General features: G+C 43.8%; 21 protein-coding genes. 4 read left to right on the top strand and 17 right to left on the bottom strand.

Annotation, left to right across the window (positions count from 1 at the left end):
- Nucleotides 1-7: 7 nt before the first annotated feature.
- Nucleotides 8-454: an outer membrane insertion C- signal gene (locus AAA938_RS17065; protein ID WP_338229972.1), complete on the top strand. Its 447-nt coding sequence runs from the start codon at nucleotides 8-10 to the stop codon at nucleotides 452-454.
- A 165-nt stretch (nucleotides 455-619) separates the two neighbouring features.
- A complete protein-coding gene (locus AAA938_RS17060) occupies nucleotides 620-1,372 on the top strand; it encodes a spheroidene monooxygenase (RefSeq protein WP_338229971.1) in 753 nt (250 codons plus the stop codon).
- 3 nt (nucleotides 1,373-1,375) lie between these two features.
- Here the strand turns inward: AAA938_RS17060 and AAA938_RS17055 are convergent, their stop codons facing one another.
- The 10 genes from AAA938_RS17055 to AAA938_RS17010 all read right to left on the bottom strand — a co-directional run bounded on the left by AAA938_RS17055 (nucleotide 1,376) and on the right by AAA938_RS17010 (nucleotide 11,290).
- A complete protein-coding gene (locus AAA938_RS17055) occupies nucleotides 1,376-3,778 on the bottom strand; it encodes a TonB-dependent receptor (RefSeq protein WP_338229970.1) in 2,403 nt (800 codons plus the stop codon).
- A gap of 81 nt (nucleotides 3,779-3,859) precedes the next feature.
- Nucleotides 3,860-4,564, bottom strand: a complete 705-nt coding sequence (locus AAA938_RS17050) for a fatty acid desaturase (RefSeq protein WP_338229969.1) — start codon at nucleotides 4,562-4,564, stop codon at nucleotides 3,860-3,862.
- A gap of 13 nt (nucleotides 4,565-4,577) precedes the next feature.
- Nucleotides 4,578-5,423 (bottom strand): 4-hydroxy-3-methylbut-2-enyl diphosphate reductase, encoded by an 846-nt coding sequence (locus AAA938_RS17045; RefSeq protein WP_338229968.1) that lies wholly within the window; start codon nucleotides 5,421-5,423, stop codon nucleotides 4,578-4,580.
- Nucleotides 5,398-6,138, bottom strand: coding sequence for a lycopene cyclase domain-containing protein (locus AAA938_RS17040; protein ID WP_338229967.1), 741 nt, complete (start codon nucleotides 6,136-6,138; stop codon nucleotides 5,398-5,400). Before AAA938_RS17040 ends, AAA938_RS17045 begins: the two co-directional genes overlap by 26 nt.
- On the bottom strand, nucleotides 6,138-6,980 hold the full coding sequence (locus tag AAA938_RS17035; protein WP_338229966.1) for a phytoene/squalene synthase family protein: 843 nt from the start codon (nucleotides 6,978-6,980) through the stop codon (nucleotides 6,138-6,140). Before AAA938_RS17035 ends, AAA938_RS17040 begins: the two co-directional genes overlap by 1 nt.
- 21 nt (nucleotides 6,981-7,001) lie before the next feature.
- On the bottom strand, nucleotides 7,002-8,486 hold the full coding sequence (locus tag AAA938_RS17030) for a phytoene desaturase family protein (protein ID WP_338229965.1): 1,485 nt from the start codon (nucleotides 8,484-8,486) through the stop codon (nucleotides 7,002-7,004).
- 4 nt (nucleotides 8,487-8,490) lie between these two features.
- On the bottom strand, nucleotides 8,491-9,003 hold the full coding sequence (locus AAA938_RS17025; protein ID WP_338220144.1) for an RNA polymerase sigma factor: 513 nt from the start codon (nucleotides 9,001-9,003) through the stop codon (nucleotides 8,491-8,493).
- 193 nt (nucleotides 9,004-9,196) lie between these two features.
- Nucleotides 9,197-10,093 carry a MerR family transcriptional regulator gene (locus AAA938_RS17020; protein WP_338229964.1) on the bottom strand — a complete coding sequence of 299 codons (897 nt, stop codon included), beginning with the start codon at nucleotides 10,091-10,093 and terminating at the stop codon, nucleotides 9,197-9,199.
- Nucleotides 10,090-10,536 carry a sterol desaturase family protein gene (locus AAA938_RS17015; RefSeq protein ID WP_338229963.1) on the bottom strand — a complete coding sequence of 149 codons (447 nt, stop codon included), beginning with the start codon at nucleotides 10,534-10,536 and terminating at the stop codon, nucleotides 10,090-10,092. The genes AAA938_RS17020 and AAA938_RS17015 overlap by 4 nt, the downstream gene beginning before the upstream one ends.
- Nucleotides 10,537-10,624: 88 nt before the next feature.
- Nucleotides 10,625-11,290 (bottom strand): carotenoid biosynthesis protein, encoded by a 666-nt coding sequence (locus tag AAA938_RS17010; protein ID WP_338229962.1) that lies wholly within the window; start codon nucleotides 11,288-11,290, stop codon nucleotides 10,625-10,627.
- 97 nt (nucleotides 11,291-11,387) lie between these two features.
- On the opposite strand from AAA938_RS17010, the gene AAA938_RS17005 reads away from it, so the two are divergent.
- Nucleotides 11,388-11,690, top strand: coding sequence for a DUF4286 family protein (locus AAA938_RS17005; protein ID WP_338229961.1), 303 nt, complete (start codon nucleotides 11,388-11,390; stop codon nucleotides 11,688-11,690).
- Nucleotides 11,690-12,154, top strand: coding sequence for a TspO/MBR family protein (locus AAA938_RS17000; RefSeq protein ID WP_338229960.1), 465 nt, complete (start codon nucleotides 11,690-11,692; stop codon nucleotides 12,152-12,154). Before AAA938_RS17005 ends, AAA938_RS17000 begins: the two co-directional genes overlap by 1 nt.
- A gap of 52 nt (nucleotides 12,155-12,206) precedes the next feature.
- On the opposite strand, the gene AAA938_RS16995 is transcribed toward AAA938_RS17000, so the two are convergent.
- The 7 genes from AAA938_RS16995 to AAA938_RS16965 all read right to left on the bottom strand — a co-directional run bounded on the left by AAA938_RS16995 (nucleotide 12,207) and on the right by AAA938_RS16965 (nucleotide 23,609).
- Nucleotides 12,207-15,824, bottom strand: coding sequence for an amidohydrolase family protein (locus tag AAA938_RS16995; RefSeq protein WP_338229959.1), 3,618 nt, complete (start codon nucleotides 15,822-15,824; stop codon nucleotides 12,207-12,209).
- A gap of 117 nt (nucleotides 15,825-15,941) precedes the next feature.
- The gene (locus tag AAA938_RS16990) at nucleotides 15,942-16,673 is read right to left on the bottom strand and encodes a DUF6090 family protein (protein WP_338229958.1); all 732 of its coding nucleotides are present in this window, start codon (nucleotides 16,671-16,673) and stop codon (nucleotides 15,942-15,944) included.
- Between the two features lie 7 nt (nucleotides 16,674-16,680).
- Nucleotides 16,681-17,721: an adenylate/guanylate cyclase domain-containing protein gene (locus tag AAA938_RS16985; protein WP_338229957.1), complete on the bottom strand. Its 1,041-nt coding sequence runs from the start codon at nucleotides 17,719-17,721 to the stop codon at nucleotides 16,681-16,683.
- A gap of 9 nt (nucleotides 17,722-17,730) precedes the next feature.
- Nucleotides 17,731-18,111 (bottom strand): response regulator, encoded by a 381-nt coding sequence (locus AAA938_RS16980; protein ID WP_338220136.1) that lies wholly within the window; start codon nucleotides 18,109-18,111, stop codon nucleotides 17,731-17,733.
- 11 nt (nucleotides 18,112-18,122) lie between these two features.
- Nucleotides 18,123-19,487: a sensor histidine kinase gene (locus tag AAA938_RS16975; RefSeq protein ID WP_338229956.1), complete on the bottom strand. Its 1,365-nt coding sequence runs from the start codon at nucleotides 19,485-19,487 to the stop codon at nucleotides 18,123-18,125.
- Nucleotides 19,488-19,529: 42 nt separating this feature from the next.
- The gene (locus AAA938_RS16970) at nucleotides 19,530-19,910 is read right to left on the bottom strand and encodes a response regulator (RefSeq protein ID WP_338229955.1); all 381 of its coding nucleotides are present in this window, start codon (nucleotides 19,908-19,910) and stop codon (nucleotides 19,530-19,532) included.
- A gap of 15 nt (nucleotides 19,911-19,925) precedes the next feature.
- Nucleotides 19,926-23,609 (bottom strand): two-component regulator propeller domain-containing protein, encoded by a 3,684-nt coding sequence (locus AAA938_RS16965; RefSeq protein WP_338229954.1) that lies wholly within the window; start codon nucleotides 23,607-23,609, stop codon nucleotides 19,926-19,928.
- Nucleotides 23,610-23,669 lie beyond the last annotated feature (60 nt).

The raw sequence follows: 23,669 nt of genomic DNA, 5'->3' as shown, positions 1-23,669 counted from the left end.
AACACTTATGAAATTCTTAAAATTAGTTTCCCTGACCTTGTTTTTTGGGTTAGTTCTTGCCTTTAATTCACAAGCTCAAGAATTAGGTCTCCGATTTGGAAATGTCAATGGGAATAATGTCGCCCTTGATGGGGTATTTGCTTTGGGAGATTTCAGCCGAATCCATGCTGATGTCAGTTTTGGGAACGGTGGTGTTGGAATTGATGCTCTTTGGAATCCTGTATATGACAATATCGGGGACTCGGATTTTAAATGGTATGCGGGTTTTGGTCCTTCCTTGTTCTTAGCAGATGATTTCAGGTTTGGAGCTGCAGGAGAGATCGGTGCGGAGTATTTGTTTACCGATGTGCCCATCACCATCGGCTTGGATTGGAGACCTTATTTTATCCTAGTGGAGGAGACCAGCTTTGATGCAGGAGGATTTGGATTGAATATTAGATGGAGATTTAAATAACGATTACCTGACCAATAAGGAAAGCCATCCACTAGGGTGGCTTTTTTGTTTGAAGGTCATTTTTTTCAATTCAAGGAACAAAATCTACATTTCAACAGATAATCGAAAGCTTAGAAAACCAAGCAGATAGCAGAGGGTTTCCATTGTATAAAAAACTGGTAATTCATGAACCCTTTGCTTCTTCCTCCCGGTCAATGTGCTGTTTTGCAACTCTTCAGTTTTGAAGGCACCATTGCCAAAACTTGGGGAGCTTATCGAATGGTCCTTTCCCGATTATTTACACCTCAGTTTCCGGGTTTGCAGTTTATCAAACCCTTGGGTATAGGAAGTGGACATGGATACAGGGCTTGGCCTAAATGGGAGGCTTCTGGATTTTTTATGGTATTTGAAAGCCCCCAAGCAGCTATGGCTTTCAGAGGCCGAAAGGAGTTTAGGGAATTTGTGGAGAAATCAGATGAGAATTATTGCATTTTCATGTCGCCTACCTCCTCAAGAGGGTCTTGGAGCGGATTTGATGGCTGGCAGCTCCATCAAAATCTGGATAGTTCAGGCCCTATTTGCAGTCTCACCCGAGCTACTTTAAAGCCGGAGTTCTTATACCGTTTTTGGAAAATGGTCAGTCCTATCAGTTTGGAACAAAAGGATTATCAAGGATTGATTTTTTCTCAGGGGATTGGGGAGCTGCCATTGGTAGAGCAGGCTACATTTACGGTCTGGGAAAGTGTCAGGGATATGGAAACCTTTGCCCGGAAGACTTTTCACGGGGAGGCTGTTCGCGAAGTTTACCGACTCAATGGGTTCAAAGAGCAGATGTTTACGCGCTTTTTGCCTTGGCATACGGAGGGAACTTGGCAAGGTAAAGATGCCTTGGCTCCTTACCTTGCTCCAAATGATCTAGTTTTTTCTTCCTCTATTTAAGGATTAAAATTCCACAATAATCCCTACTGTTGGAAGGATTCTTCCCGCGGTATTAGCAACCAATCTGGTCTCATAGCTTCCCGGATTAGTTGGATCTACGATTGGTCTCCCATTTGCATCCCGGTTTGGCACCAATAGTGGTGGCTGCTCTGCTTCAAAATTGTACAGGTTTTGGATGTCGATATACCAGTTGAGATTCCACTTGTTGTAAAAATACTTTTTGTCTACCCTCAAGTCCAATTGATGGAAAGCCTCAAGCCGGAGGGTATTGATCTGATTGAAATCCAAAACACCCTGAGGTCGGCTGTCATAGATCGGAATTTGGGAAGAAGTAGCCACATCTATTGGAGTATAGGGCAACCCGCCCAAATATCTCCATCTTGCTCCAAGCTCCCAGTTTCTCTGAAACCGCTTTCCAGCAGTCATGCTAACAATGATTCCATTATCCCATGCGGAAGGGACAAACCCTTCGGTGTTCGGATTGGTAAATTCACTTCTTACCAAAGTCACGGCAGCGATACCATAGAATCCTTTGAAAAGACGCTGCTGGGCCAAAAACTCCAACCCATAGGCTCTACCTCTGGAATCAGAAAGAACTGGCTCATTGCCGATTACCCCAAAATCTGCTCCCAAGTTGGCTAGTGATATTCCATTTGCAATCGACGAAGGGTAATTGTCATAGAGTTTGTAGAAGCCTTCCACTGAGAACCTTCTGTTTTTTTCTGGAATCACTCGTTCAATTCCACCGATAAAATGGGTGGATCGGATAAAGCGGATGTTGTTTTCCTGATTGACCAGCTCTCCTTCATTGTTTCGGAACCCGAGGGAAGTGTAGGGAGGTTTTTGGTAATAGATGCCCGAATTCGCCGTGAGGTAAAGATTTGGTTTCAACTGATACGAAATCGAAACTCTTGGGCTTAGTTGATTCAGCGGGTTTTGGGCCGTTTGTCCAAAGTCACTTCCATCGATTCGAATTCCTCCGGTCAATAGTAAACGCTCCTGATTGAAGTTTTTGCTGGCTGAAATAAAGGCTCCATAAGAATGAAAATTCGTCTTGTCATTCACATTCAGGATGATTCCCTGACTGGCAAAAGTGAACTCGTCATAGGTATTGACCAGAAAGCGGGAATACTCGTAATTGATTCCATACTTCAGATTAAAAGTCTTTTTGAATACCGAATTTTCTGCTCTGAATTTGTTTTCGCTCTCCTGAGAAGTGTAATCGTATATCAGATTGTCCGGATTGCTTTCGTTGTTTTCAAAATATTTGTAAGACCTATTGTTGAGCATATTTCGGCTGAGGATAAAAGTCCAGAACCCGTTATCCCGGAATTTTTTCAGCTTTAATCCGGTGGCGTAGTTCCATTGGGAGGTATAGGGAAGATTATCCAGAAGGTAAAGTCTGGCGTCCTTTTCGTCTTCGGTTTCATCATCAGGGACATCAAAGTTGAGTACCGAGTTGTCGATAGCCCCAACTCCGATAAAGGTCAATTCTGTCTTTTCATTGATTTTGGTGGTGGTTTTCACCTGAAAGTCATTGAAGGTAGGCAGGAAGGGAAGGCCTAAAGCAGAAAAAAGAAACTGCAGGTAGGACCTTCTGGCTGAGATGAGATAGGTAGTATTTTTCCCGATGGGACCTTCATTGGAAAAGGTAAACTCGCTTGCCCCAAGGGTAAGCTGAGTGAACATTTTGTCATTTCTTCCTTCTTTGAGTTGAAACTCGAAGAAGGAGCTCAGGCTGTTCATTCGATCCGCCGGAAAACCTCCCGTGATCACATCTACACTTTTGATCAGATTCACATTCAGAATGCCTGTTGGTCCACCTGAGGAGCCTTGGGTAGCAAAGTGATTGATTACGGGGATTTCTATTTCATCGACGAAAAACTTGTTTTCGTTTGGTGCACCGCCCCGGATAATGATGTCATTTCTGAAGCTTGGTGTACTGGCCACACCAGGCAAGGCCTGAATAACTCGGGAAATATCTCTGTTGCCTCCAGGATAGCGTTCGATTTCATTAGAATTGATTTTTCGAACTGATATCGGCGTCTCATCCGAGCGGGTAAATTCACTGGCTACCACTACTTCTGAGAGTTCAGATGCATCCTCTTCCAAGGAAAAGTCCAACTGGACAGCTCTCGCTAGGGTGACTTGTATTTCGTATTGAGTAGAGGTTTTGTAACCCACAAAGCTTGCCCGGACATTGTACAGTCCGGGAGGGATATTGGTGATTTCGTAGTTTCCGTTTTCATCGGTGATCGCCCCGAGATCAGTCTCCAGGATGAGCACATTGGCAAATGCTACAGGCTCATTATTGACAGGATTGGTGATTTTTCCCCGAATCGTACCCTGAGAAATTGCCTGAAATGATACGATAGTGAATAGGAGAAGAGAATACCAGTATTTCATTGGATAGTTGGTTTATAGCTACAAGTTGAATTCAGGAAAAAAGTTTTCTTATTTCCGATTTTTGATCAAAAATTGACTGAATTAGGCTGTTTGTCGCTCTTTTACTCTCCACAGCCTCCACCACGGAGTCCCGGGTGAATCGTGATGCTCAAAGTGATAACCGAAGAAATAGCAGCTGACAAAAGCCCAAAGGTGATTTTTGGATTGGGACCGTGAATGGTGCTTGTTTTCACTTTCTCCCATATGAGGAAGGTAAGTCCCGAAATAGAAGAGCTGCAGGGTAGATAAAATGGCCGGAAGCATCCAGAATACGATCAGGTTTTCAGTAGGCAAAAAAAGCTTCAAAATATTGAAAGTTATGGCCATGAGTAGAATCTGCCAGATAGTCACGTACTGTCTTATAAAGCTCAGGTACCAAATAAGAAAATTCCCAGAAGGATGATAATCCGGGTCTTGGTCCGTGGCTACATAGCGATGATGCTCATGATGCTTGGGAAAGAGCTTCCAATAGAAATTATAGGAGAATAAGATGGCGGCAATCCATCCGGTTGCGTGATTCCACTTTTTGTTGGAAGAAACAATTCCGTGCATTGCATCATGTGCGGTGATGAATAGACCGGTGTACAGGTGGGTTTGGACCAAAATAGCGAAGTAGGTGAGCGGATTGGACCAGGAGAACTCCCAAGTCAAAAGGAAAACAAGGGAAATGAACCACAAGCCAATGATCGACCACCCAATCAAAAGACCTTTGGGATCAATGATTTGGCTACTTTTAGAGGTGTTCATGGTGTTTTTACAATCAGAAAGTCAGGATTTTGGCCTTGACTTCTTCCATCAGCCACATAGGTGTGGAAGTAGCTCCGCAAATCCCAACTCGGTCATTATCCGCAAACCACTCCTTTTCGATTTGATCAGGATTGGATACGAAATAGGTGTTTGGATTTCGCTCTTTGCAGACGTTGAACAGAACCTTTCCATTGGATGATTTGGTTCCACTGACAAAAATTACTTTGTCGAATTTGTCGGCAAAATCCCGTAGTTCCTTGTCCCGGTTGGATACCTGACGGCAAATGGTATCATTCGTATTCACTGAAATCCCATTGCTGGTCAGGATTTCGTTGATTTCGTAGAATTTGTCTGTGCTTTTGGTTGTCTGACTGTAGAGAGTCAGATTTTTGGGCAGAGAAGGAATATCCAACTCTGAAATATCCTGAAATACAACGGCCTTGTTATTGGTTTGGCCGAGCAGACCGATTACCTCAGCATGTCCATGCTTGCCGTAAATGTATATGGTCTCGTCCTTGTCAAAGGAGTTTTTGATTCGGTTTTGAAGCTTTAGCACTACAGGACAACTCGCATCGATTAGGGTCAGGTTATTTTTGATTGCCAGCTCGTAGGTGGAAGGTGGCTCTCCATGTGCCCGGATTAGCACTTTTTCGTCAAAAAGGTGATGCAAGTCTGAGTGGTCGATGATTTTAAGTCCTTTTCTTGTAAGGCGATTTACTTCCTCATCATTGTGGACAATATCTCCAAGACAGTAGAGGTATCCTTGTTCGTCGAGAATTTCTTCAGCCATTTCTATGGCATAGACTACCCCAAAGCAGAAGCCTGAGTGATTGTCAATATGTACTTGGAGATTCTTCATTGGATTTCAAACTTTCCAGATTGGCAATTGTTTTTTGACTTCTAAACTTCTCGAAAAAGCTAATATTCATAAGGAATAGAGTCATGGAATAGATGGTATCTTCGATAGGCACCGTCCAAATTCTTATTCCCAGATTTTCTGCATTGTTGTATATCACCACCGGCTCCTCAGTCAGCCCGCCTGTCAGCACACCATTGCAAAGCATTAGTGGAATGAGGTGGACGAGGTAGGCAAATAGGAATCTTCCCAAGTATTGATCCTTGAAGATCAGATAGTGAACCAAGAGGGCAATAGCTCCGATTATTAAGTTCACAGAGGTATACCATTTGTCCAGATTAAGGATACCTATCACCAAAAGAAGTGGTACCATGACAAACACGAAAGGTTTGCCTAAAGGCTTGAAGTAGTCTTTTGGGAAGAAGTAGATCAAGACCTCATAGATGAATACGCATGCAAAGGGGATGATAAAAAAGAACAGGATTTCTTCTATAGGAAGGTTTCCCAGGAAGAATCCTGCAATGTATCTGTGATTAAATTCCCAAACGCCGATTTGGGTAAACCAAACATCCCAAACGATGAAGAATAATGCCGTGATCAGCATTCCCGGAAATAGGGCACTCCATTTGGTGGCGTAGCGTATCCTGTGCTCAAACGATTGAGCCAATGGGTAGGAAATTGCAAACAGCAAGACACCGAAATAGAGATACTTTTCCATCAGAGCAAGCCCAGTTTGTTTTCAAAATAAGTGCCTACCAAAAGTGAAAGCTTTTTGGAATTAGGTATTCTGACTCGCTGTTGGGTGATGGTCTCAGCCGGCAACCCTTTGATTTTGTCAAACAACTTTTGATAATAGAGATATGCTACTCTGACGCCAAGCTTGGCACCGGATGGAAGATTTTCAATTCCGATCAGGGAATCGTTGAAGTCTTTTTGAATATCTTCTTCTATCAGCGTCTTGGCGGATTTGTTGAAGCGGGTAAAATCCACGCCCGGGAAATATACTCTCCCCCTCTCTTCAAAATCGCTTTTGATATCCCGAAGAAAGTTGACCTTCTGGAAGGCTGCTCCCAATTTACAGGCGGGCTCTTTGAGTCGTACATACATCTGCTCGTCCCCTTCGCAGAAGACCTTTAGGCACATAAGCCCTACCACTTCAGCAGAACCGTAGATGTATTCGTGGTATTTGGAGTCGTTGTAGGTTTTGAAATCCAGATCCATTTCCATACTGTGCAAGAAGGCCTCGATCAAATCCAAAGGGATCTGATATTTATTGACCATCAGCTGAAAAGCATGCAGGACAGGATTGAGAGAGATGCCGGATTCTATGGCCTCGTAGGTGTCTTTTTTAAATCGATCAAGAAGTGCCTGCTTGTCCTTGTCGTGAAACGTATCGACAATTTCGTCGGCATACCTCACGAAACCATAGATGGCGTAGATGGGTAAATGGTATTTTTTGTCCAGTGTTTTGATCCCTAGCGTAAAGCTAGTGCTGTAACGTTGGGTGATCAGCTTGCTGCACTCCAGCGTGGTATGATCAAAAAGCTCGATAGCGTCCATTGCTTTAATATACCATTTTGTTTACAAATTGTTTTCTTTCATCACCTCATCCGCCACCACCTGACCTGATATGAGCGAAGGTGGAACCCCCGGCCCTGGCACGGTCAACTGTCCTGTATAATACAGATTACTGACCTTTTTGTTTTTCAGTCCAGGCTTCAAAATCGCCGTTTGAAGGAGTGTATTCGCCAATCCATAGGCATTTCCCTTGTAAGCATGGTAATCTGCTTTGAAATCACTGTGTGCATAGGACCGTTTGTAAATGATATGGGATCGGATTTCCTGTCCCGTAATTTTTTCTAATCGGTCTAAAATAATAGTGAAATATTTTTCTCTCATCTCCTCTGTATCTTCCAAATCAGGGGCAAGCGGGATCAAAAGGAATAAATTTTCCTTTCCTTCAGGTGCTACTGTTGGGTCTGTAATGGAAGGGACTGATGCATAAAACAAAGGTCTTTCCGGCCATCTTGGATTTTTATAAATCGCATCAGCATGAGGTCCTAGAGGCTCATCAAAGAAAAGATTATGGTGCCTGAGGTTTTTGAGTTTTTTGTCAATTCCCAAATAGAAAAGAAGACTGGAAGGGGCCATGACTCGCTTATCCCAATATTCCTCTGTGTAATTGCTGTAGGTAGGATTGATCAGATGCTTATCCACATGGTGGTAGTCAGCTCCTGCTACGACAATGTCCGCATTGATTTTCTCACCGGATTTAAGTCTGATCCGTTTGGCAACTCCTTTTTCGATTTCGATTTCCTCGACTTCGGCAGAATATCGGATTTTTACCCCTTTTTCTTCCGCCAAGGCTACCATGCCCCGTATAATCTCGTGCATACCCATTTTTGGATACCAGGTTCCCAAGGCGATATCTGCATAGTTCATCAGACTATAGAGCGCAGGAATGTTTTCGGCTGTTTCTCCAAGAAATAATACCGGGAATTCCATCAGGCGGATGATTTTGTCATGGGAAAAGAATTTCCGCACGTGCTTGGACATGGACTGGAAAATGTCCATCCGGATCATATCCACCAATAATCCCGGGGAGGCAAATTCAAAAAGTGAACGACTTGGTTTTTTCACCAAATCATGAATACCCACTTCATATTTGTATTTGGCCTGGGCGAGAAATTTGTCGAGATTTTTTCCTGCTCCGGGCTCGATTTTTTCCAGCATGGATTTGAATTCTTCCAGATCAGCCGGGATGTCGAGGACATCATTTTCCCCGTAAATTACCGCGTAGGAAGGATCCAGTCTGATGAGGTCGTAATAGTCAGCTGGTTTTTTATTGAAATGGGCAAAGTAGTTTTCGAATACATCAGGCATCCAATACCAGCTGGGACCCATATCAAAAACAAACCCCTGGTGTTCGAACTTTCTAGCTCTCCCACCGGGGGAATCGTTTTTTTCTAAAAGGGTGATTGAACAACTAGTGTGATGGGCCAGATGGGTAGCTGCAGACAGGCCTGCAAATCCAGACCCGATTACTACCACATGCTTTTGTGCCATGAAATTAGTTTTTGTGCTTGTAGACCATCAAATCTTCTTTGAGAAGCTTTCGGGCAATATGGATTCTATTTTTTACAGTTCCAATTGGAATCTGCAACTTGTCGGCAATCTCGTGGTATTTAAACCCTCTGTAATGCATCATGAATGGGGTTTTGTACACATCATCCAGTTTGCCGATAGCTTCATAGATGTCGTCCATGGTAAAGTTGCCGAAAACTCCATTTTCGATCTGCACATTGCTGGAGTTGATATAATGAAGGTTATCCGTAGTATCTACAAAAGTTCCTCTTCTCACCATTCGCTGATAGTTGGTGATGAAAGTATTCTTCATGATCGTATAGAGCCATGCTTTGAGGTTGGTACCTTCAGTGAATTTTTCACGATTGGTGAAAGCTTTCACCATGGTATCCTGGAGAAGATCATTTGCATCGTCAACATCTCTTGTCAACTTGAGGGCAAAAGGCTTCAACGAACTGGAAAGCTTGTGGAGGGAGTAGCTAAATTCTAGAGTCGTCATGGCTTTTGGTTTTTGTTTAACCAAATCTAGCAATGATTAAACAAATACCAAACATTTTGTGGAATTAATTTTAAAAAATATTAAACAAAAAAGGAGGAATGGTCAAAATTTGATCTGAATTGCCCCTTGGGAATGAAAAAAGGCACTTTTTTCGAAAGTGCCTTTGTTTAAACTTTGTTTAATTTTCTTCCACTTATTTCTCTTGTGGGACTTGTTCGATCTCCTCCAACAATTCTTTAATATCTCTGATGTAGTTCATTTGCTTGACGTTGGCAGGGAAAGTCAGGTCTTGCCCAATGACTTGATAGCCTGTGACTAAAATTTGAGATTGGGAGAAACGCTCAGCTAAAGCATTAATATAATCCTGCGCATATTCTGATGACGGAGAAGTGGTAATCACAGTGAGAAGGTATTCTGGGCTATGTACTTTATAGACCGAAAGCAAATCCTCATTTGGAGTACTTTGGCCAAGGTAAATAACCTTATGTCCTTTGGATTTAATTAGGTAGCTGGCAAAAAGCAAGGAGATTTCATGCAGTTCTCCTTCCGGAAGGAAAAGCAGGAATTTTTTCCCAGCTCCGGTACTCACTTGGCCATCAATGGCTACAATCAGTTTTTGGCGGACCAAGTTGGAAATGAAGTGTTCTTGAGCAGGGTTAATTGCTCCAGTTTGCCAAAGAACACCGATCTTGGACATGAAGGGATATATGATATTGAGCATGGTTTGCTCAAATCCCAGTTTGATGATATTGGTAGAAAGTACTTTTTCGAAACGCTCCTCATCCATTTCAATCATACAGATGGTCAGTGCGTGAATCTGATCATCGTGGGTGAGTGAGCGCTCGGTCAATTTCATCACCTCTTCACGGATATCCTCCATATTCATGGATGCGATCTTGCTGATTTTAAATCCGTTGTCATTGAGCAATGCTACATTGAGGATCAGTTTCAGATCATCATCATCATAGAATCGGATATTGGTCTCCGTTCTCTTTGGGGAGAGGAGATTGTATCGTTGCTCCCAGATTCTCAAGGTATGTGCCTTGATTCCGGACAGCTGTTCCAAATCTTTAATCGAGTACGTGCTCACTTTTCTTCTTCTTTAAAGAATTCTCTGGGTACAACAAATAAGCCGAATGAGACGGCATCATCTTTCTGATTGGTTTTGTGATGGGCTTGATGGGCTTTGAAAATTCCTTTCAAAAATCCCTTCCTAGGCCTATCCAACCACTTTAGCCTACGGTGCACCATCACATCATGCAGAATGAAATATAAAACCCCGTAGAGGCTGATTCCTACGCCCATCCAAAATCTATAATCCAACTCTTCTGCACCGAGAATAATCAGCACCACGGCGATTCCACCAAATAGCAAGGAAAACAAATCATTCAGCTCAAAGAAAGACTTTGAAGGCTGATGATGAGTCTTATGAATCATCCACAAGGGTCCGTGCATAATATATTTATGGATGAACCATCCGGAAAACTCCATAACTCCAAATCCTAAAGCGATGAAACCTATTGCTTTTATCATTTATCAGAACAACCAGATTAAGAGAGTTTTGTTAAAGAAAAGAATTTTTGGTCTTCCAAAACAGAAATTTTGTTTTTTAGGACTCCTTTCAAACTTTCAATGTGAAATTCAATAAAGTGAAGAATAGGATCCAAGTAATCAGCAAAAAGGCCGAAATAGGATTGGATTTTTCGAAGTTGGCCTTTCTCCAAATCAGGTGAATTAGAAATGCGATCACAAACCAGCCTACAAAATTACTGATGGGGATGATTTCCCACTTCCAAGCCCAAAAGTCGAGAGCCACCGCTACAGGTTCCAAAATGTAATCCAATGCGGTCATTGCACTGGCTCCCAAAAATGCAGCGTAGTAGTCGTTGGGAATATTCCGAAATACTGATCCTGTCAAATAGCTTAGGATAAACCAATTTACCCCGATAACCAAGGGAACATCCCAAAGTTTTGGCCCCAAAACCGGGCCATATACATAGTCTCCAAATAGATAGCCCGTGTGGATTCCAATCAGTTCAGATCCAAATCCAATCCAAAATGCAGCCGCGGCAAAAATTGGGAAGGCGTCATTCCAACCTCGATGGAAAAAAAGAATGATAAAAAGGGTAGTCAAAAGTTGGGCAGGGGTAAGAGACTGAAACATCGGTCTGTACTCAGGAATACTCAATCCGATCAGCCCTACCAGGTGTAAAACAACGATCACAATTTTTGCGATCAGCTCTCTGGAAACCCTGTTTTCTCCTCTCGAGGGTACGTATTTGTGCATATATGTCCGGGATGGCAAAGGAATCTGTTTGGGATTCCTAACTTTGTGAAGCTTTATTTGTTGGCAACAAATGTAAATAAAACCCAATTTTAAGGATATGATCCTCTACAATATCACGATAAATGTAACTCCAGACATCGAGGAAGACTTTCTGTCCTGGATGAAGTCTACCCATATTCCTGAGGTTTTGGAAACCGGTATTTTTCATGAACATAAGTTTTTTAGACTTCTCCATGATTCAGAAGATGGATCCACAAACTATTGCATCCAATACTTCACAGACAGCATGGAGCAGATGATGGAATATGAAAAAAAGCACGCGTCCATCCTCCGGGCAAAGACTCAAGAAAGGTACCGTGACAAGGCGGTCGCATTTCGCACCCTTTTAGAGACGATCTGATGTCTAAGGCTCTAAAACTGATCGTAAGCTTGGCCTTACCACAATTAGCAGGTGGACTTGGGGCTTTTTTCACCTTTTCTTCGGTGAGAGACTGGTACCTGACCATCAACAGGCCGAGTTGGAATCCTCCCAATTGGATTTTTGGTCCGATGTGGACTACGCTGTATGTGTTGATGGGAATCGCTTGCTTCCTGATTTGGAAAAGCGAGCATCCTCAGAAGAAGCAGTTGTTGACACTCTATTTCGTCCAGCTCGGATTAAATGCCCTTTGGTCTCCCGCTTTTTTCGGAGCTGAAAGCCCGATTTTGGGCTTGGTCGTGATTATCCCGCTTTGGGTGATGATTTTGATTTGTATTCTTCAATTTAAGAAGGTAAGCAAATGGGCTTCAGGACTGATGGTTCCTTACCTGTTGTGGGTTTCTTTTGCAACAGCATTGAATGCGGCGATTGGGTGGTTGAATTAAAAAAAGGCCAGCTGAAATCACTCTGCTGGCCTTCCTGTTTTTTTTCTAAATCTTATTCCTTCACCGAAGTGGTCACTTTTGGCGCTTCCTTGGTCCAAGGACTCACATCCAATTTACGAGGAGTGGGCAGAATTTCATCCAAGGTATTTCCATCGTAAACCCGTCCATCTTTCACTACATGGGTGATTGTATTCGTATTTCGAATGTTTTCGAGAGGATTTTTGTCCATAATTACCAAGTCTGCAAGTTTACCTGCTTCGATACTTCCGAGTTCTTTATCCAAACCAAGCGATTCTGCTCCCAAAATGGTAGCCACCCGCAGTGCATCAATATTGCTCATGTCGCCACTTGCCACAGACCAAAGCTCCCAATGGTAACCTAAGCCCTGAAGCTGTCCGTGTGATCCTACACCTGCCAAACCTCCTTGTTTTACAATTGAATTCACTCCTTGGGCGTGCTTCTGGAATACATGATCCTCCGGTGCAAACCAGCCTCCCAGTCCTCCGACTCTTCTTCGGGCTTTTTCATTGAGCTCATTGTAAGGAGTAAAGCGGTTGAGTTTGGGGTCATGAAGTGGGCTTTCGGTGGTATAGAAATAGTTTTCAGCCCAAGGCCCCCCGTAAGAGACCAATAAGGTAGGCGTGTAGGCCATTTTGCTTTCCGCAACAGTTCTGGTGACATCGCTATAAAGCGGGAATACCGGAATGGAATGTTCATGTCCCGGATATCCGTCAAACAGTTGGGTCATGTTGAGCTTGTAATCCAAACCGCCTTCAGTGGTTGGCATCAATTCTTGCTCTTTAGCGGCCATGATCACCCACTGACGATGCTGTCTATTTCCTACAAGGTACATTTTAATGTACTGGGTATTAAAGTATTTACTGTATTGCTTAAGGACATTTTTAGTTTGCTCCAGTGACTTCAGATTATACATCCAATAGCCGACACCAGGCCCGGTGGAATACACCCTTGGACCCGGTACCATCCCTGCCTCTACCATATCTCCGTAGGTCAAGACGTCTGTGGTAGCAGTCTGTGGATCTCGGGTGGTGGTGACTCCGTAAGCCAGGTTAGCGGCATAAATCCAAACGGAGTTTTTGTGGAGGCCCCAAGTCGGCCACATATGGGCATGCGTATCGATAAAGCCCGGAGTGATCGTTTTGCCCGTAGCATCGATGACTTTTGCCGACCCTGCATCTAGGGTTCCTGTTTTCCCAACAGCCTTGATTCTGTTGTTTTCGATGAGAATGTCCCCGTTTTCAATTACTTCTGAATCGTTCATGGTGACGATTCTGGCATTTTTAAGGAGAATACTTCCCTTCGGTGTGTCTTTGGCGAAATAGACTTTCACTTGATTCTCACTCGGCTTGTAGGTTTCTTTTTCCTTCTGCTGGGCCTTATGGGTGCTATCAGCTTTTGCCAAAGCTTTGTCTGCTTTGAATAGGGAATCGATTCTTTTTTTCTCAGCTTTAGCCAAGGAATCTGCAAGCTTCACTGCATCTTCTCCTTTGGCTTTTAGTGTAGCCACGCTGTCTGCATCTGCAAAAGTTTTGGCTTTTTTGGCTGATTTAACCGAATCCTCAACAAATTCTGCCCGATCCAGATCATACACCCAGTGCCCGTTTCCAAGAGACCAGTGGACTTTTTTTCCGTTGGCTTCCCATGCTGGCCATTCCCCTCCGATTTCTGTGAGCTGACGGGAAGGAAAATTACTTGAACCGGGATCGGCAACATTGATGCTCGGCGTTTTGCCTGCTTTGGGGATGGTAATTACATAGACATTGTTGTTCACCTGAGCCAAAGCCATGTCACCTACCGGAGCCATCAAAATGGTGCTGGCGCTGGCAGGTCTCATCTGAGGTTCCCTAGCGCTAACTCCCTCTGGAAGCATGCAATAGTTTACAGCATCTGCATTGGAGAAAGCTTTTCCCATGACATACCGGACATCCTGAGTGATATGTCCATGATCTGAGTGGTCGTCCATTGCAGAGCCAAAAGGAGTGATTCCGGTGATTTTGGCATGTTCCTGAGGATCTGTTCCATCCCATTTGATACTCAATAGCGTACCTCCAGGGCTGTTCAGATAGATTCTGCTCGTATCCTGAGTAAAATGGGCATTTCCATAATTTCCTGCATCAAGGATTTTTCGCTCAGGACCACCATTGGCAGGAATCCAGACCAATTCAGCCTCGGAACCATCTACTCCCGGGCCTTCTGCTTCTTCCAGTGCCCGCTTTGGTCCTTTGAATACTACGATTCTGTTTTTTGGACCCCAAACCGGACCGGAATACATGGCGGCTTCGGAGGAAATCTTTGTCGTGGTCATGTTGCCGGAAATGGCTGCCTTGTAGATGCTTCCACCGTTCTTTTCTTCCCAAGTGACAAAGACCAGTTGGGTACCGTCTGGGCTCCAGGAAGGCATGGCTTCTACAAACTCATTTTTGGTTACCCGCTTGGGAGTACCACTAGGATAGTCCATGACGTAGAGTCTGTTTAGCGCAGTAAAGGCTAATTTTTTACCATCAGGGGAGGGGACAGCATCGCGAATTTGAGTGGCAAGTTTATGTGTAGTGTCCTTGATTGCATAGTTGAAATAAAGTCGCGGCCCCATGCCCAACTTCACATCCGCTTCGAAAGGAATCTCAGTGGCTGCACTGCCATCCACCGGCAATTTCCAGAGTTTTCCACCGTAAGAAGCAACGACAAATTTGCTGTCGGGAGTGAATGCCATGGCTGGAAGAACTCCCTGTGGAGCGATGGATTCCTGTTCATCACGCTGTACCGGATAGGCCAGCCATTTTTCATCTCCAGTGCTCAGGTCTCGGATCACCAAGCCGGTTTTATCCTGCCATCTGGAGCCATAGACCATCCATTTGCCGTCTTTGCTCAGGGTAGGGGTGAAAGCTGAACCATATCGGGAGGTGATGCTGGTAATATCTCCTTTGTCCAAATCGTATGTTCCGATTTGATACTGGGGAAGCATGGCATTGTAATTCCATGCCCCAGTTCTCCATGAAAAATAGATTTTCTCTCCATCCGGACTTACAAAAGGGTCGATGGTCTTCATGGAAGCCGGATTCTCATTGAGTTGGATTCCTCCACCTCCATCGACATGATACATCCAAAGCTTCGAGATTCTTCTCCCTTTAGCTACCACAATGTATTTTCCATCTGGTGTCCAATGTGCGCCGGGAACATCTCCATTTTTATCTTTGGTGACCTGAACGGTATCCTTTTTTTCTAGGTCGATGTACCAAAGATTATCACTTCCGGCACGGTCAGAGGTGAAAAGGATTTTCTTTCCGTCAGGAGAATATCTGGGATGGGTCTCATAGGCCATCCCTGTGGTAATCGGAGTAGCCTTTCCACCTTCCATTGGAATGGTGTAGATATCTCCCATCAGATCAAAGGCAATGGTTTTGCCATCTGGGCTGACGTCCACACTCATCCAAGTGCCTTCTTGGGTAGTAAATTTTACTTCCCGCTCAGGTTTGAGAGGTAGATCTTTGAATTTGGGGTAGTCCAGCGAGTCTTTAGCGGTACTGTCGGCAGCAATTGCCTTGTTTTCTTCCAGAGGGGACAACAATTCAGCTGTTTTGGGCAAAATTGCTGCCGTACTGACTGTCAACCCCAGGGCCAGAAGTACAGCCGGTTGGGTTAGTTTTTTCATAAAGATTGGGTTTGGGGCTATGAATCTACCATTTCCAAAGATTATTCAAAACGATTTGAATTTGCCCCTGAAAAATAGATCGAAAACGGACAAAATTATGCCGTCCTATATTTTGGACTACCTGAGGAGCTCAAGCTGAATCATAGAGTCCAATTTGCTCATACCTGGAAGTATAGCCTCTATTCTGGATCTTGAGACGTAGGTATTGCTTTTATTCAACTGAAGGAGATGCAGGAATTCATCCTGGTATATGATTTTTGGATCGGAGACCACCCTTTGGATAATTTTAGTACTATTCCTGACTAGGATTTCTCTAGTGGTTAACTTTTCCATGAGCGCTTCTTCCTGTTCATTGGAGGCTTCCAGTTTATCCAGGATTTTTTCTGTTCTTGGAATCAAAAATTCATATAAATCCTCCATTGCTGTTCGGATGGAGTCCTTGGAGATTTTATCGATTCCTCCTGCTTTGATGGATTCGTATGGACCAGAATTGTACTGGAAAAGAATTTCGGTTCTCAGGCTTTGAAAATATCTACCAATAGTATCCAAATTTTCAAATCCAGTCTCCCTTATTTCCAATAATCGATTGACGGACTTTTCTTTTTGATCCAATCGGGTCACCAAAGAGCTCAAGTATCTTTTATCCTTTTGCAGGGTGTTGGAGAGTTCCTTGAGCATTTTGAGTTCATAGATTCGTTGCTTTCTGTTTTCATTCCAGGTGTTGATTTGCAAGGCAATCAAAATTCCGATTACCACCAAAAAAATTTCTCCCAAGGCATAAAGAAGGTATTGGGAAAACCGCCCGTTTCCCAAAAGCTTCATTCTAACTTTTCTTAAAAAGGAAATCATAGGAAGGTCAGGAAATCACCTCAAATACCTTAACAGGGTTGCTTTTGTTTTTTAGCTTGAGTTCTCCTACTTCATTGACTTTAAAACCATCTCCAAGTGCTTGGGCACATCGGTCCAAAACCAGTATTTGGCTTCCGGAAGCTGCATTTTGAAGGCGGGAGGCCACATTTACAGTATCACCTACCACGGTATAATCCAGCCTTTTGAGTGATTTGGAGCCGATATTTCCCGAGACCATTTCACCGGAATTGATTCCAATGGACACCTGGGGTTTGAAATGGGAGGCTTCGGAATATTCCGGAATCGCATCCATTTTGTCCCGAATGGCGATGCAGGCATTTACTGCTCGGCTAAGATGGTCAGGCCCTTGAAATACCGCCATGACTGCATCTCCGATGAATTTATCCACGCTTCCTTTTTCTTCAATAATCTCCTTGACCATCAGGTCAAAAAATTCATTTAGCAGTCCCACTACGGTATTGGGATCCTCATTTTCCGATATTTTGGTGAAACCCACCAAATCGATGAAAGCAACTGTAGCCTCAATGGTATTATTTTCCATCAGAGCAGTTTCGATTTCCTTGCCTCCCATGAAATTGAGGACGGTTTCGTCCACATACATTTTCAAGATGTTGTTTTCCCTTAGTGCCTGAAGAGTAGATTTCAGCTGATTGATGTATCCGAGAGTTTTCTCCATGGTGATTTCCAAGTCCTGGAAATCCACTGGTTTGGTCACAAAGTCAAAAGCACCCAGATTCATTGCCTTTCGGATATTTTCCATATCTCCGTAGGCAGAGATGATGATGGTTTTGAGGAGAGGGTTTTTTTCTTTGGTGTTGGAGAGCAAGGTCAGCCCGTCCATGACCGGCATATTGATATCACTGAGGATCATGTCCACGTCCCCGTGATCTTTTAGGATATCCAGGGCTTGTTGGCCATTAAGAGCAAAAAGCATTTCATACTCACCGGATCGGATTTTTTGCCGGTATTTCTGCCGGAATAGGATCTCCAAATCTTCTTCGTCATCCACTACGAGGATTTTCGCCATGGCTCAGCCTTAGTTTTTATTGAGAATTTCCTTGATTTCCTTTTTCAGAGAATCAAAGTCAACCGGTTTGGTAAAAAATCCTTTCGCGCCGGATTTTATGGCTTTGTTGTAGTTGTCTTTGTCTCCGTAAGCTGAGATCATACTCACCTCAATTTTTGGGAATCTTGTCTTGATGTTTTCCAAAAGTTCCAAGCCACTCATACCCGGCATATTGATATCGGAAAAAACATAAACCACGTTGGGAGATTCAGGAGAACCCAATTTTTCCAGGGCTTCCTCTCCCGAAAAAGCAAATTCCACCTCCAGCTGTTTACTCTTGATTTCTTTTCGGAACTTCTGAACAAAAAGGATTTCTACGTCCTGCTCATCGTCTACGATCATGATTTTCATGGTATAAAAATTTAAATGGAAGACTTGGGTAATAAAATTTTAAATCTGGTGAATTGATTGACGTTGGACTCGATTTCGAGCTTTCCACCGTGAGATTTGACAATATCGTGGGTGATACTGAGCCCTAATCCGGTACCTTCTGTCCCTTTTTTTGTGGTGAAGAAGGGCATTAAAAGCTTCTCTCTTATTTCTTCCGGAACACCGGGCCCATTATCCTCTACTTCAATCAATAGACTGTTTTTCAAGTCTTTGGTTCTGATTACCAATTTAGCTTTATATTCTGAATTTGCCATATTTATTTTGTCGCGCATGGCATCAAAAGCGTTTTTGGCCAAATTGAGGATGACTCGGCTAAAGTCCTCGGCGTTGATTTTTACCGCTGTAATTTTTTCATCCAGTTCCAGCTGAACGTCCACGTTTATAGGGTTTTTGTTTGCCCTCATTCCATGAAAGGCCAGATTGCTGTACTCCCGGATCAACTCATTCAGATCTGTTTCCTTGACCTCGCCTTTTTCGCCTCGGGAATGCATCAGCATGGACTTGACAATGCTATCGGCACGCATACCATGATGTCTGATTTTTTTCAGGTTGGATTTTACATCCATTAGAAGTTCTTGGATTAGGGATTTTTCTGCACTATCCGGAGTTTTGTCCAGCTCCTCTTCCATTTCTATCAGGAAATCTTCACTAAGCTCCGAAAAATTGTTGATGAAGTTCAGTGGGTTTTTGATCTCATGGGCAATCCCTGCGGTGAGTTGGCCCAAAGAAGCCAGTTTTTCCTGCTGCACGAGCTGTTCTTGGGTCGATCTAAGGTGATCCAGTGCTTCCTGAAGTTCATTTTTTTGATTGAGTATTTCGGATGTTCTTTCCTGCACCATTCTTTCCAGCTCTTGTTTCTTCTCTTGTGCCAAGAAAAGTTGCCGTTCTTTTTCTTTGGAAATAATACGTTCTATCTCCAGAGCTTTCATCTCTTTCCGGTGGTTCAGCCACATGGTAATAGCCCATATCAGGGCAAAAAATCCTGCTGCAGCGATGTAGTTTTCCAAGTATTCGTAGGTGGTGGGGAAAATAGATTCCAAAAGGAAACTCACCAGCCGGACCACCACAATAGGAAGGGGAGTGACTGCCAGATTTTTTTGATTCTCAAGCTCAGGGAAGTTCAAAATCATAAAGATGATAGCCCCGACAAGAAGAAAGGAAATCAGATCAAAAAGCAAGACTGGGGGAAGCTGGGCTGTCCCGATCACAATCAGAATACCTGCTCCAATCATCCCATATTTGATCAGTTTTTTTAACTGATCGGAAAAAGTCTCATTTCCTTGGGACTTTTTAAGATAAATTAGTAGAAAAAGTGAAATCAGATTAATCAGAATCATAGTGTCTTTAACTTTTGGGAGGTAGGGTTAAAGTAATGGGTTTCAATTGTTGGCAATAATATCACCAATTTCCTTTCTCAAGGCTTCAAAATCCACCGGTTTGGTAAAAAAGCCCTTGGCACCGGACTCCATGGCTTTGTTGTAGTTTTCTGAATCTCCGTAGGCAGAGATCATGCTGATCTGAATTTCAGGAAATTTTTCCTTGGCAATGCTGAGCATCTCCAAACCGCTCATTCCCGGCATATTGATGTCAGAGAAAACATACATTACGCGAGGGGGATTTTCGCTTCCCAAAATATCCAAAGCTTCTTGCCCGGAAAAAGCAAAAACCAGTTCTAATCCTTGATTTCGGATTTCTTTTCTGAACTTTTGGCGGAAGAGATCTTCAATATCCCGCTCGTCATCTACGATCAGTATTTTCATGGGTAATAGGTTTTATCAGTTTTTTGGCAATAGGATACTGAACTTGGTCCAGGCCCCTACTTCAGTGGTGATGTCCAAAGTCCCTCGATGGGCCTTGATAATATCATGGGTAATGCTAAGTCCTAAACCGGTGCCCTCTGTTCCTTTTTTGGTGGTGAAGAAAGGCATCAGCAATTTGTCCTTGATTTCATCGGGGACTCCGGGGCCATTGTCCATCACTTCCAAAAGCACATGATCTCCGAGGTCTTGGGTGGTCAGTGAAATGACAGGCTTGTAATCTTGACCCAGTTTGGTCAGTTTATCCCGCATGGCATCGAAGGCATTTTTGGTCAGGTTCAGGATGACCCGGCTAAAGTCTTCTGAATTGAGTTTGAGCTTGGGAAGAGAATCGTCCAGCTTCAGGTCAATTTCCACATTGATGGGGTTTTTATTTGCCCGCATCCCGTGAAAAGAAAGGTTGACATATTCCTTGACCAACTCGTTGAGGTCGGTAGGCTCAAAATCTCCGCTTCCTCCCCGGGAATGCATGAGCATGGATTTCACAATTCCGTCTGCCCGCCCGCCATGGTGTCGGATTTTCTCCAAGTTGATTCGGATGTCTCCCAATAAATCCTGAACGTTTTCCAAGGCCTCAGAAGGGTCCATTTTTTCCAGCTCTTCATCGATTTCATCCAAAAACTCCATGCTCAAACCTGAGAAGTTGTTGACGAAATTCAGTGGGTTTTTGATCTCGTGGGCTATTCCGGCTGTCAGCTGACCCAAAGACGCCAATTTTTCTTGCTGGATGAGTTGGGCTTGCGTGGATTTTAGATTTTCATGGGCTGCTTCCAGCTTGGAGTAGGCTTTTTCAATTTCCCGAGCTTGCTGAAGCTCTCTTTCCTTGGCTTTTTCTTGCTCCTTTTTGATGGTCAGATTTCTTTGGTAGAGGTGTATTGGGTAAATCAATGAGAGGAATAGCAAAGAATAAATCACATAGGCCCACCAGGTTCGATACCAAGGCGGTAGAACCACAAAGGAAAACTCAATAGGATCTGTCCACTCTGAGGCGTTTCCTTCGCTTGGACCGGTAAATCTTGCCCGAACTTTGAATGTGTAATCTCCCTCTTGAATATTGCCAAAGGTGGCACTTGTTTTTTTCAGGACTGGACTCCACTCTTCATCATAGCCCTCCAGGATGTATTGGTACTCCACGAGAAAGGGCTTTGCCAGCTCATTGGTGCCAAAATCTATATTGAGATGATTATGTCTGTAAGGCAGAACCAAACCGATCGGTATCGGAAAAAAAGGGCTTATACCCTCAAGACTTACATTTTTAAATCTTTCCTGAATGGCTGCTCGTTCTGTTGGGCTGAGTTTTTTGCCCAAGGTTCCCGTTTCTTCAAAATCAACTAGGGCAGGATCAGGATTTTCCAATAAAGATTGCCAGGAAATAGGCTCTTCATTGATTCGGATTTGTTTCAGAAAAAGTCCCGGAGCAGTTTGATTTCGAACCAAAGCATCGTAATCAAAACGGACCAAGGCAGTCTTATTGCTTCCTGTACCAGCCCAAAGAATTCCTTTGCTGTCTTGGAACATTCCATCCTGCCCGTCGGTAAGGTCTTTCACCGGATAGCCGGTGTTGGAATTAAACAGTTCTGGATTGGTGATTTTGAAGTCTCTGATATTTTCATTTGGTCCATCAAAAAACACCAAGCCTAGGTTAGTTCCGATGGCTATCTTCCTGTTTTTCATAGGGACAATCTGAAGAATAACCTCGTCAGGGAGTCCGTCATCTTTGGTGAACTTCAAAAACGGATTTCTGCCCAAATCTTCCTTTCTCAATAAAGCATTCAAATCTTCATTGGGAAGGAGATTCAGCCCGTGCTCGGTGCCAATCCATAGGTTTTTGTCGGCGTCTGAAACAAGACGAATCACTCCATAGTCTACCAAACCCTGCTCGGGAGTAAAATTCAGGAATGAGTTGTTTTTGAAATAGCTGACTCCTCCGTCAACCGCTCCAATCCATATTCCTTCTGAAGAATCCGGGAGCAGGCTCAAGACCACATTCCCTACCAATCCATGTTCCATGGTGTAGTTGGTGAAGCTTTCGCCGTCAAATCTACCGACCCCATTTTCTGTGCCAATCCAGAGATTTCCAGAGGCATCTTCTGTGATGGAATAAACCTCATTGGAGGGTAAGCCTTGGTCAGTGGAAAAATTGATGAAGGCGTTGTTCTCAAACTTACTTAGGCCCCCACCACCTGTACCAATCCAAATAAATCCCCTGCTATCCTGGAAAATGGCATGAACCACATCCCCAGGCAGTCCTTGTGAAAGAGAAAAGTTAGTGAATTCAGAACCGTCAAATCGGGTCACGCCTCCGCCTGCACTTCCAAACCAGAGGTTACCTTCCTTGTCTTCCAAGGCGCTGAGGATGAGGTTTCCTCCCAATCCTTGATTGACAGTAAAGCTCGTAAATGCACTGCCGTCAAAGCGGGTGATTCCTCCTCCGTCTGTGCAAAACCAGAGCTTGCCGGACCTATCCATGACAATGTCCAAGACACTACTTGCTGGCATACCTTGGTCCCGCGTATAGGTGGTAAATTTTTCACCGTCATATCGGCTTACGCCTCTTTCTGTTCCAAACCAGATTTGACCCTTGCGGTCTTCTTTGATGGACCGGATGATGTTGTCAGCCAGTCCATCATTCAGGCTGAAATTCTGGAATTTTCCATCTTTTAGCCGACTGACTCCGGCTCCGATGGTACCTATCCACAAGGAACCATCCGATGAAGCAGCAATACTTCTTACTCTATTTCCTGCGAGTCCGTCTTTTTCAGAAAAGGTGGTGAATTTACTGCCGTCATACTTACTCATGCCTTCTCCATTGGTTCCGAAATAAAGGTTACCCTCCAAATCTTTGCCCACGGTGATGATGAAGTTTCCTGCCAAGCCTTCCTCTGTCGTATAGGATTGGAAAGTAGTACCATCGTAGCGATTTACCCCTCCTCCAGTCCCAAACCAGAGATTACCTTGCTTATCCTCAATGATTCCGAAGACGTAATCGTCCACAAGTCCATTTTCGGAAGTGAAATTGTAGAATTGTCTTCCGTCAAACTTGCTCAGTCCGGTGATAGTCCCGATCCAGATATTTCCGTTTTTGTCCTCATAGATACTTCGGATAGTATTGCCTACCAATCCTTCTACCGTAGAGTAGTTAGTGAATGAGCTCCCATCGTACCGGCTAATGCCACCTCCGTTGGTCCCGAACCATAAGTGTCCACGGCTATCCAAAATAGCACAGTTGACCCCATCCAGAGCGAGTCCGTCATCGGTCGTATAGGTTCTGAATTGGGAAATTCCCCCCTCACCCAAATAGTAAGGCTTCCCGTTAGGGTCTACGATCTGATTACCATTTGGCCCATTGAGAGCCAAAAGCTTTTTCTTTTCCGGTGCAAGGCGTGCGATGGATTGATCCTCCCCTGATTCGGTTTTGATACTCACAGTGCCTCCGCTTTGACCTGGGATGGAGATGATTCTTGGCGAAGGATAGTCAGCCAGAAGCCTAGTGACAGGTTGGAGTGAATCAGGAAGCTGAGACAAATCAAAAAAGCCGGGAGCTAAAACTGGCTCCTGATCGGATGTACTGGATTCTTTTAGTTCTTTGCTACACGAAAAACAAAGGATAAGGAATCCAAAAATCCAGAGAAATTTTTTCATTTGACCGATTCAGATTGGAAATAGAAAAGGTAATCCAACGGGGTACTGTTGTGAAATTTT

The organism is Algoriphagus taiwanensis, assembly GCF_036245645.1.
Lineage (GTDB): Bacteria > Bacteroidota > Bacteroidia > Cytophagales > Cyclobacteriaceae > Algoriphagus > Algoriphagus taiwanensis.
The sequence above is the reverse complement of the archived record's forward strand: the minus strand, read 5'-3'. Positions and strand labels throughout refer to the sequence as shown.

Bases quoted from the DNA above. Each gene is read 5' to 3' on its own strand.
- AAA938_RS17065 (WP_338229972.1), top strand. From the start codon at position 8: ATGAAATTCTTAAAATTAGTTTCCCTGACCTTGTTTTTTGGGTTAGTT.
- AAA938_RS17060 (WP_338229971.1), top strand. From the start codon at position 620: ATGAACCCTTTGCTTCTTCCTCCCGGTCAATGTGCTGTTTTGCAACTC.
- AAA938_RS17055 (WP_338229970.1), bottom strand. From the start codon at position 3,778: ATGAAATACTGGTATTCTCTTCTCCTATTCACTATCGTATCATTTCAG.
- AAA938_RS17050 (WP_338229969.1), bottom strand. From the start codon at position 4,564: ATGAACACCTCTAAAAGTAGCCAAATCATTGATCCCAAAGGTCTTTTG.
- AAA938_RS17045 (WP_338229968.1), bottom strand. From the start codon at position 5,423: ATGAAGAATCTCCAAGTACATATTGACAATCACTCAGGCTTCTGCTTT.
- AAA938_RS17040 (WP_338229967.1), bottom strand. From the start codon at position 6,138: ATGGAAAAGTATCTCTATTTCGGTGTCTTGCTGTTTGCAATTTCCTAC.
- AAA938_RS17035 (WP_338229966.1), bottom strand. From the start codon at position 6,980: ATGGACGCTATCGAGCTTTTTGATCATACCACGCTGGAGTGCAGCAAG.
- AAA938_RS17030 (WP_338229965.1), bottom strand. From the start codon at position 8,486: ATGGCACAAAAGCATGTGGTAGTAATCGGGTCTGGATTTGCAGGCCTG.
- AAA938_RS17025 (WP_338220144.1), bottom strand. From the start codon at position 9,003: ATGACGACTCTAGAATTTAGCTACTCCCTCCACAAGCTTTCCAGTTCG.
- AAA938_RS17015 (WP_338229963.1), bottom strand. From the start codon at position 10,536: ATGATAAAAGCAATAGGTTTCATCGCTTTAGGATTTGGAGTTATGGAG.
- AAA938_RS17010 (WP_338229962.1), bottom strand. From the start codon at position 11,290: ATGCACAAATACGTACCCTCGAGAGGAGAAAACAGGGTTTCCAGAGAG.
- AAA938_RS17005 (WP_338229961.1), top strand. From the start codon at position 11,388: ATGATCCTCTACAATATCACGATAAATGTAACTCCAGACATCGAGGAA.
- AAA938_RS17000 (WP_338229960.1), top strand. From the start codon at position 11,690: ATGTCTAAGGCTCTAAAACTGATCGTAAGCTTGGCCTTACCACAATTA.
- AAA938_RS16995 (WP_338229959.1), bottom strand. From the start codon at position 15,824: ATGAAAAAACTAACCCAACCGGCTGTACTTCTGGCCCTGGGGTTGACA.
- AAA938_RS16990 (WP_338229958.1), bottom strand. From the start codon at position 16,673: ATGATTTCCTTTTTAAGAAAAGTTAGAATGAAGCTTTTGGGAAACGGG.
- AAA938_RS16985 (WP_338229957.1), bottom strand. From the start codon at position 17,721: ATGGCGAAAATCCTCGTAGTGGATGACGAAGAAGATTTGGAGATCCTA.
- AAA938_RS16980 (WP_338220136.1), bottom strand. From the start codon at position 18,111: ATGAAAATCATGATCGTAGACGATGAGCAGGACGTAGAAATCCTTTTT.
- AAA938_RS16975 (WP_338229956.1), bottom strand. From the start codon at position 19,487: ATGATTCTGATTAATCTGATTTCACTTTTTCTACTAATTTATCTTAAA.
- AAA938_RS16970 (WP_338229955.1), bottom strand. From the start codon at position 19,910: ATGAAAATACTGATCGTAGATGACGAGCGGGATATTGAAGATCTCTTC.
- AAA938_RS16965 (WP_338229954.1), bottom strand. From the start codon at position 23,609: ATGAAAAAATTTCTCTGGATTTTTGGATTCCTTATCCTTTGTTTTTCG.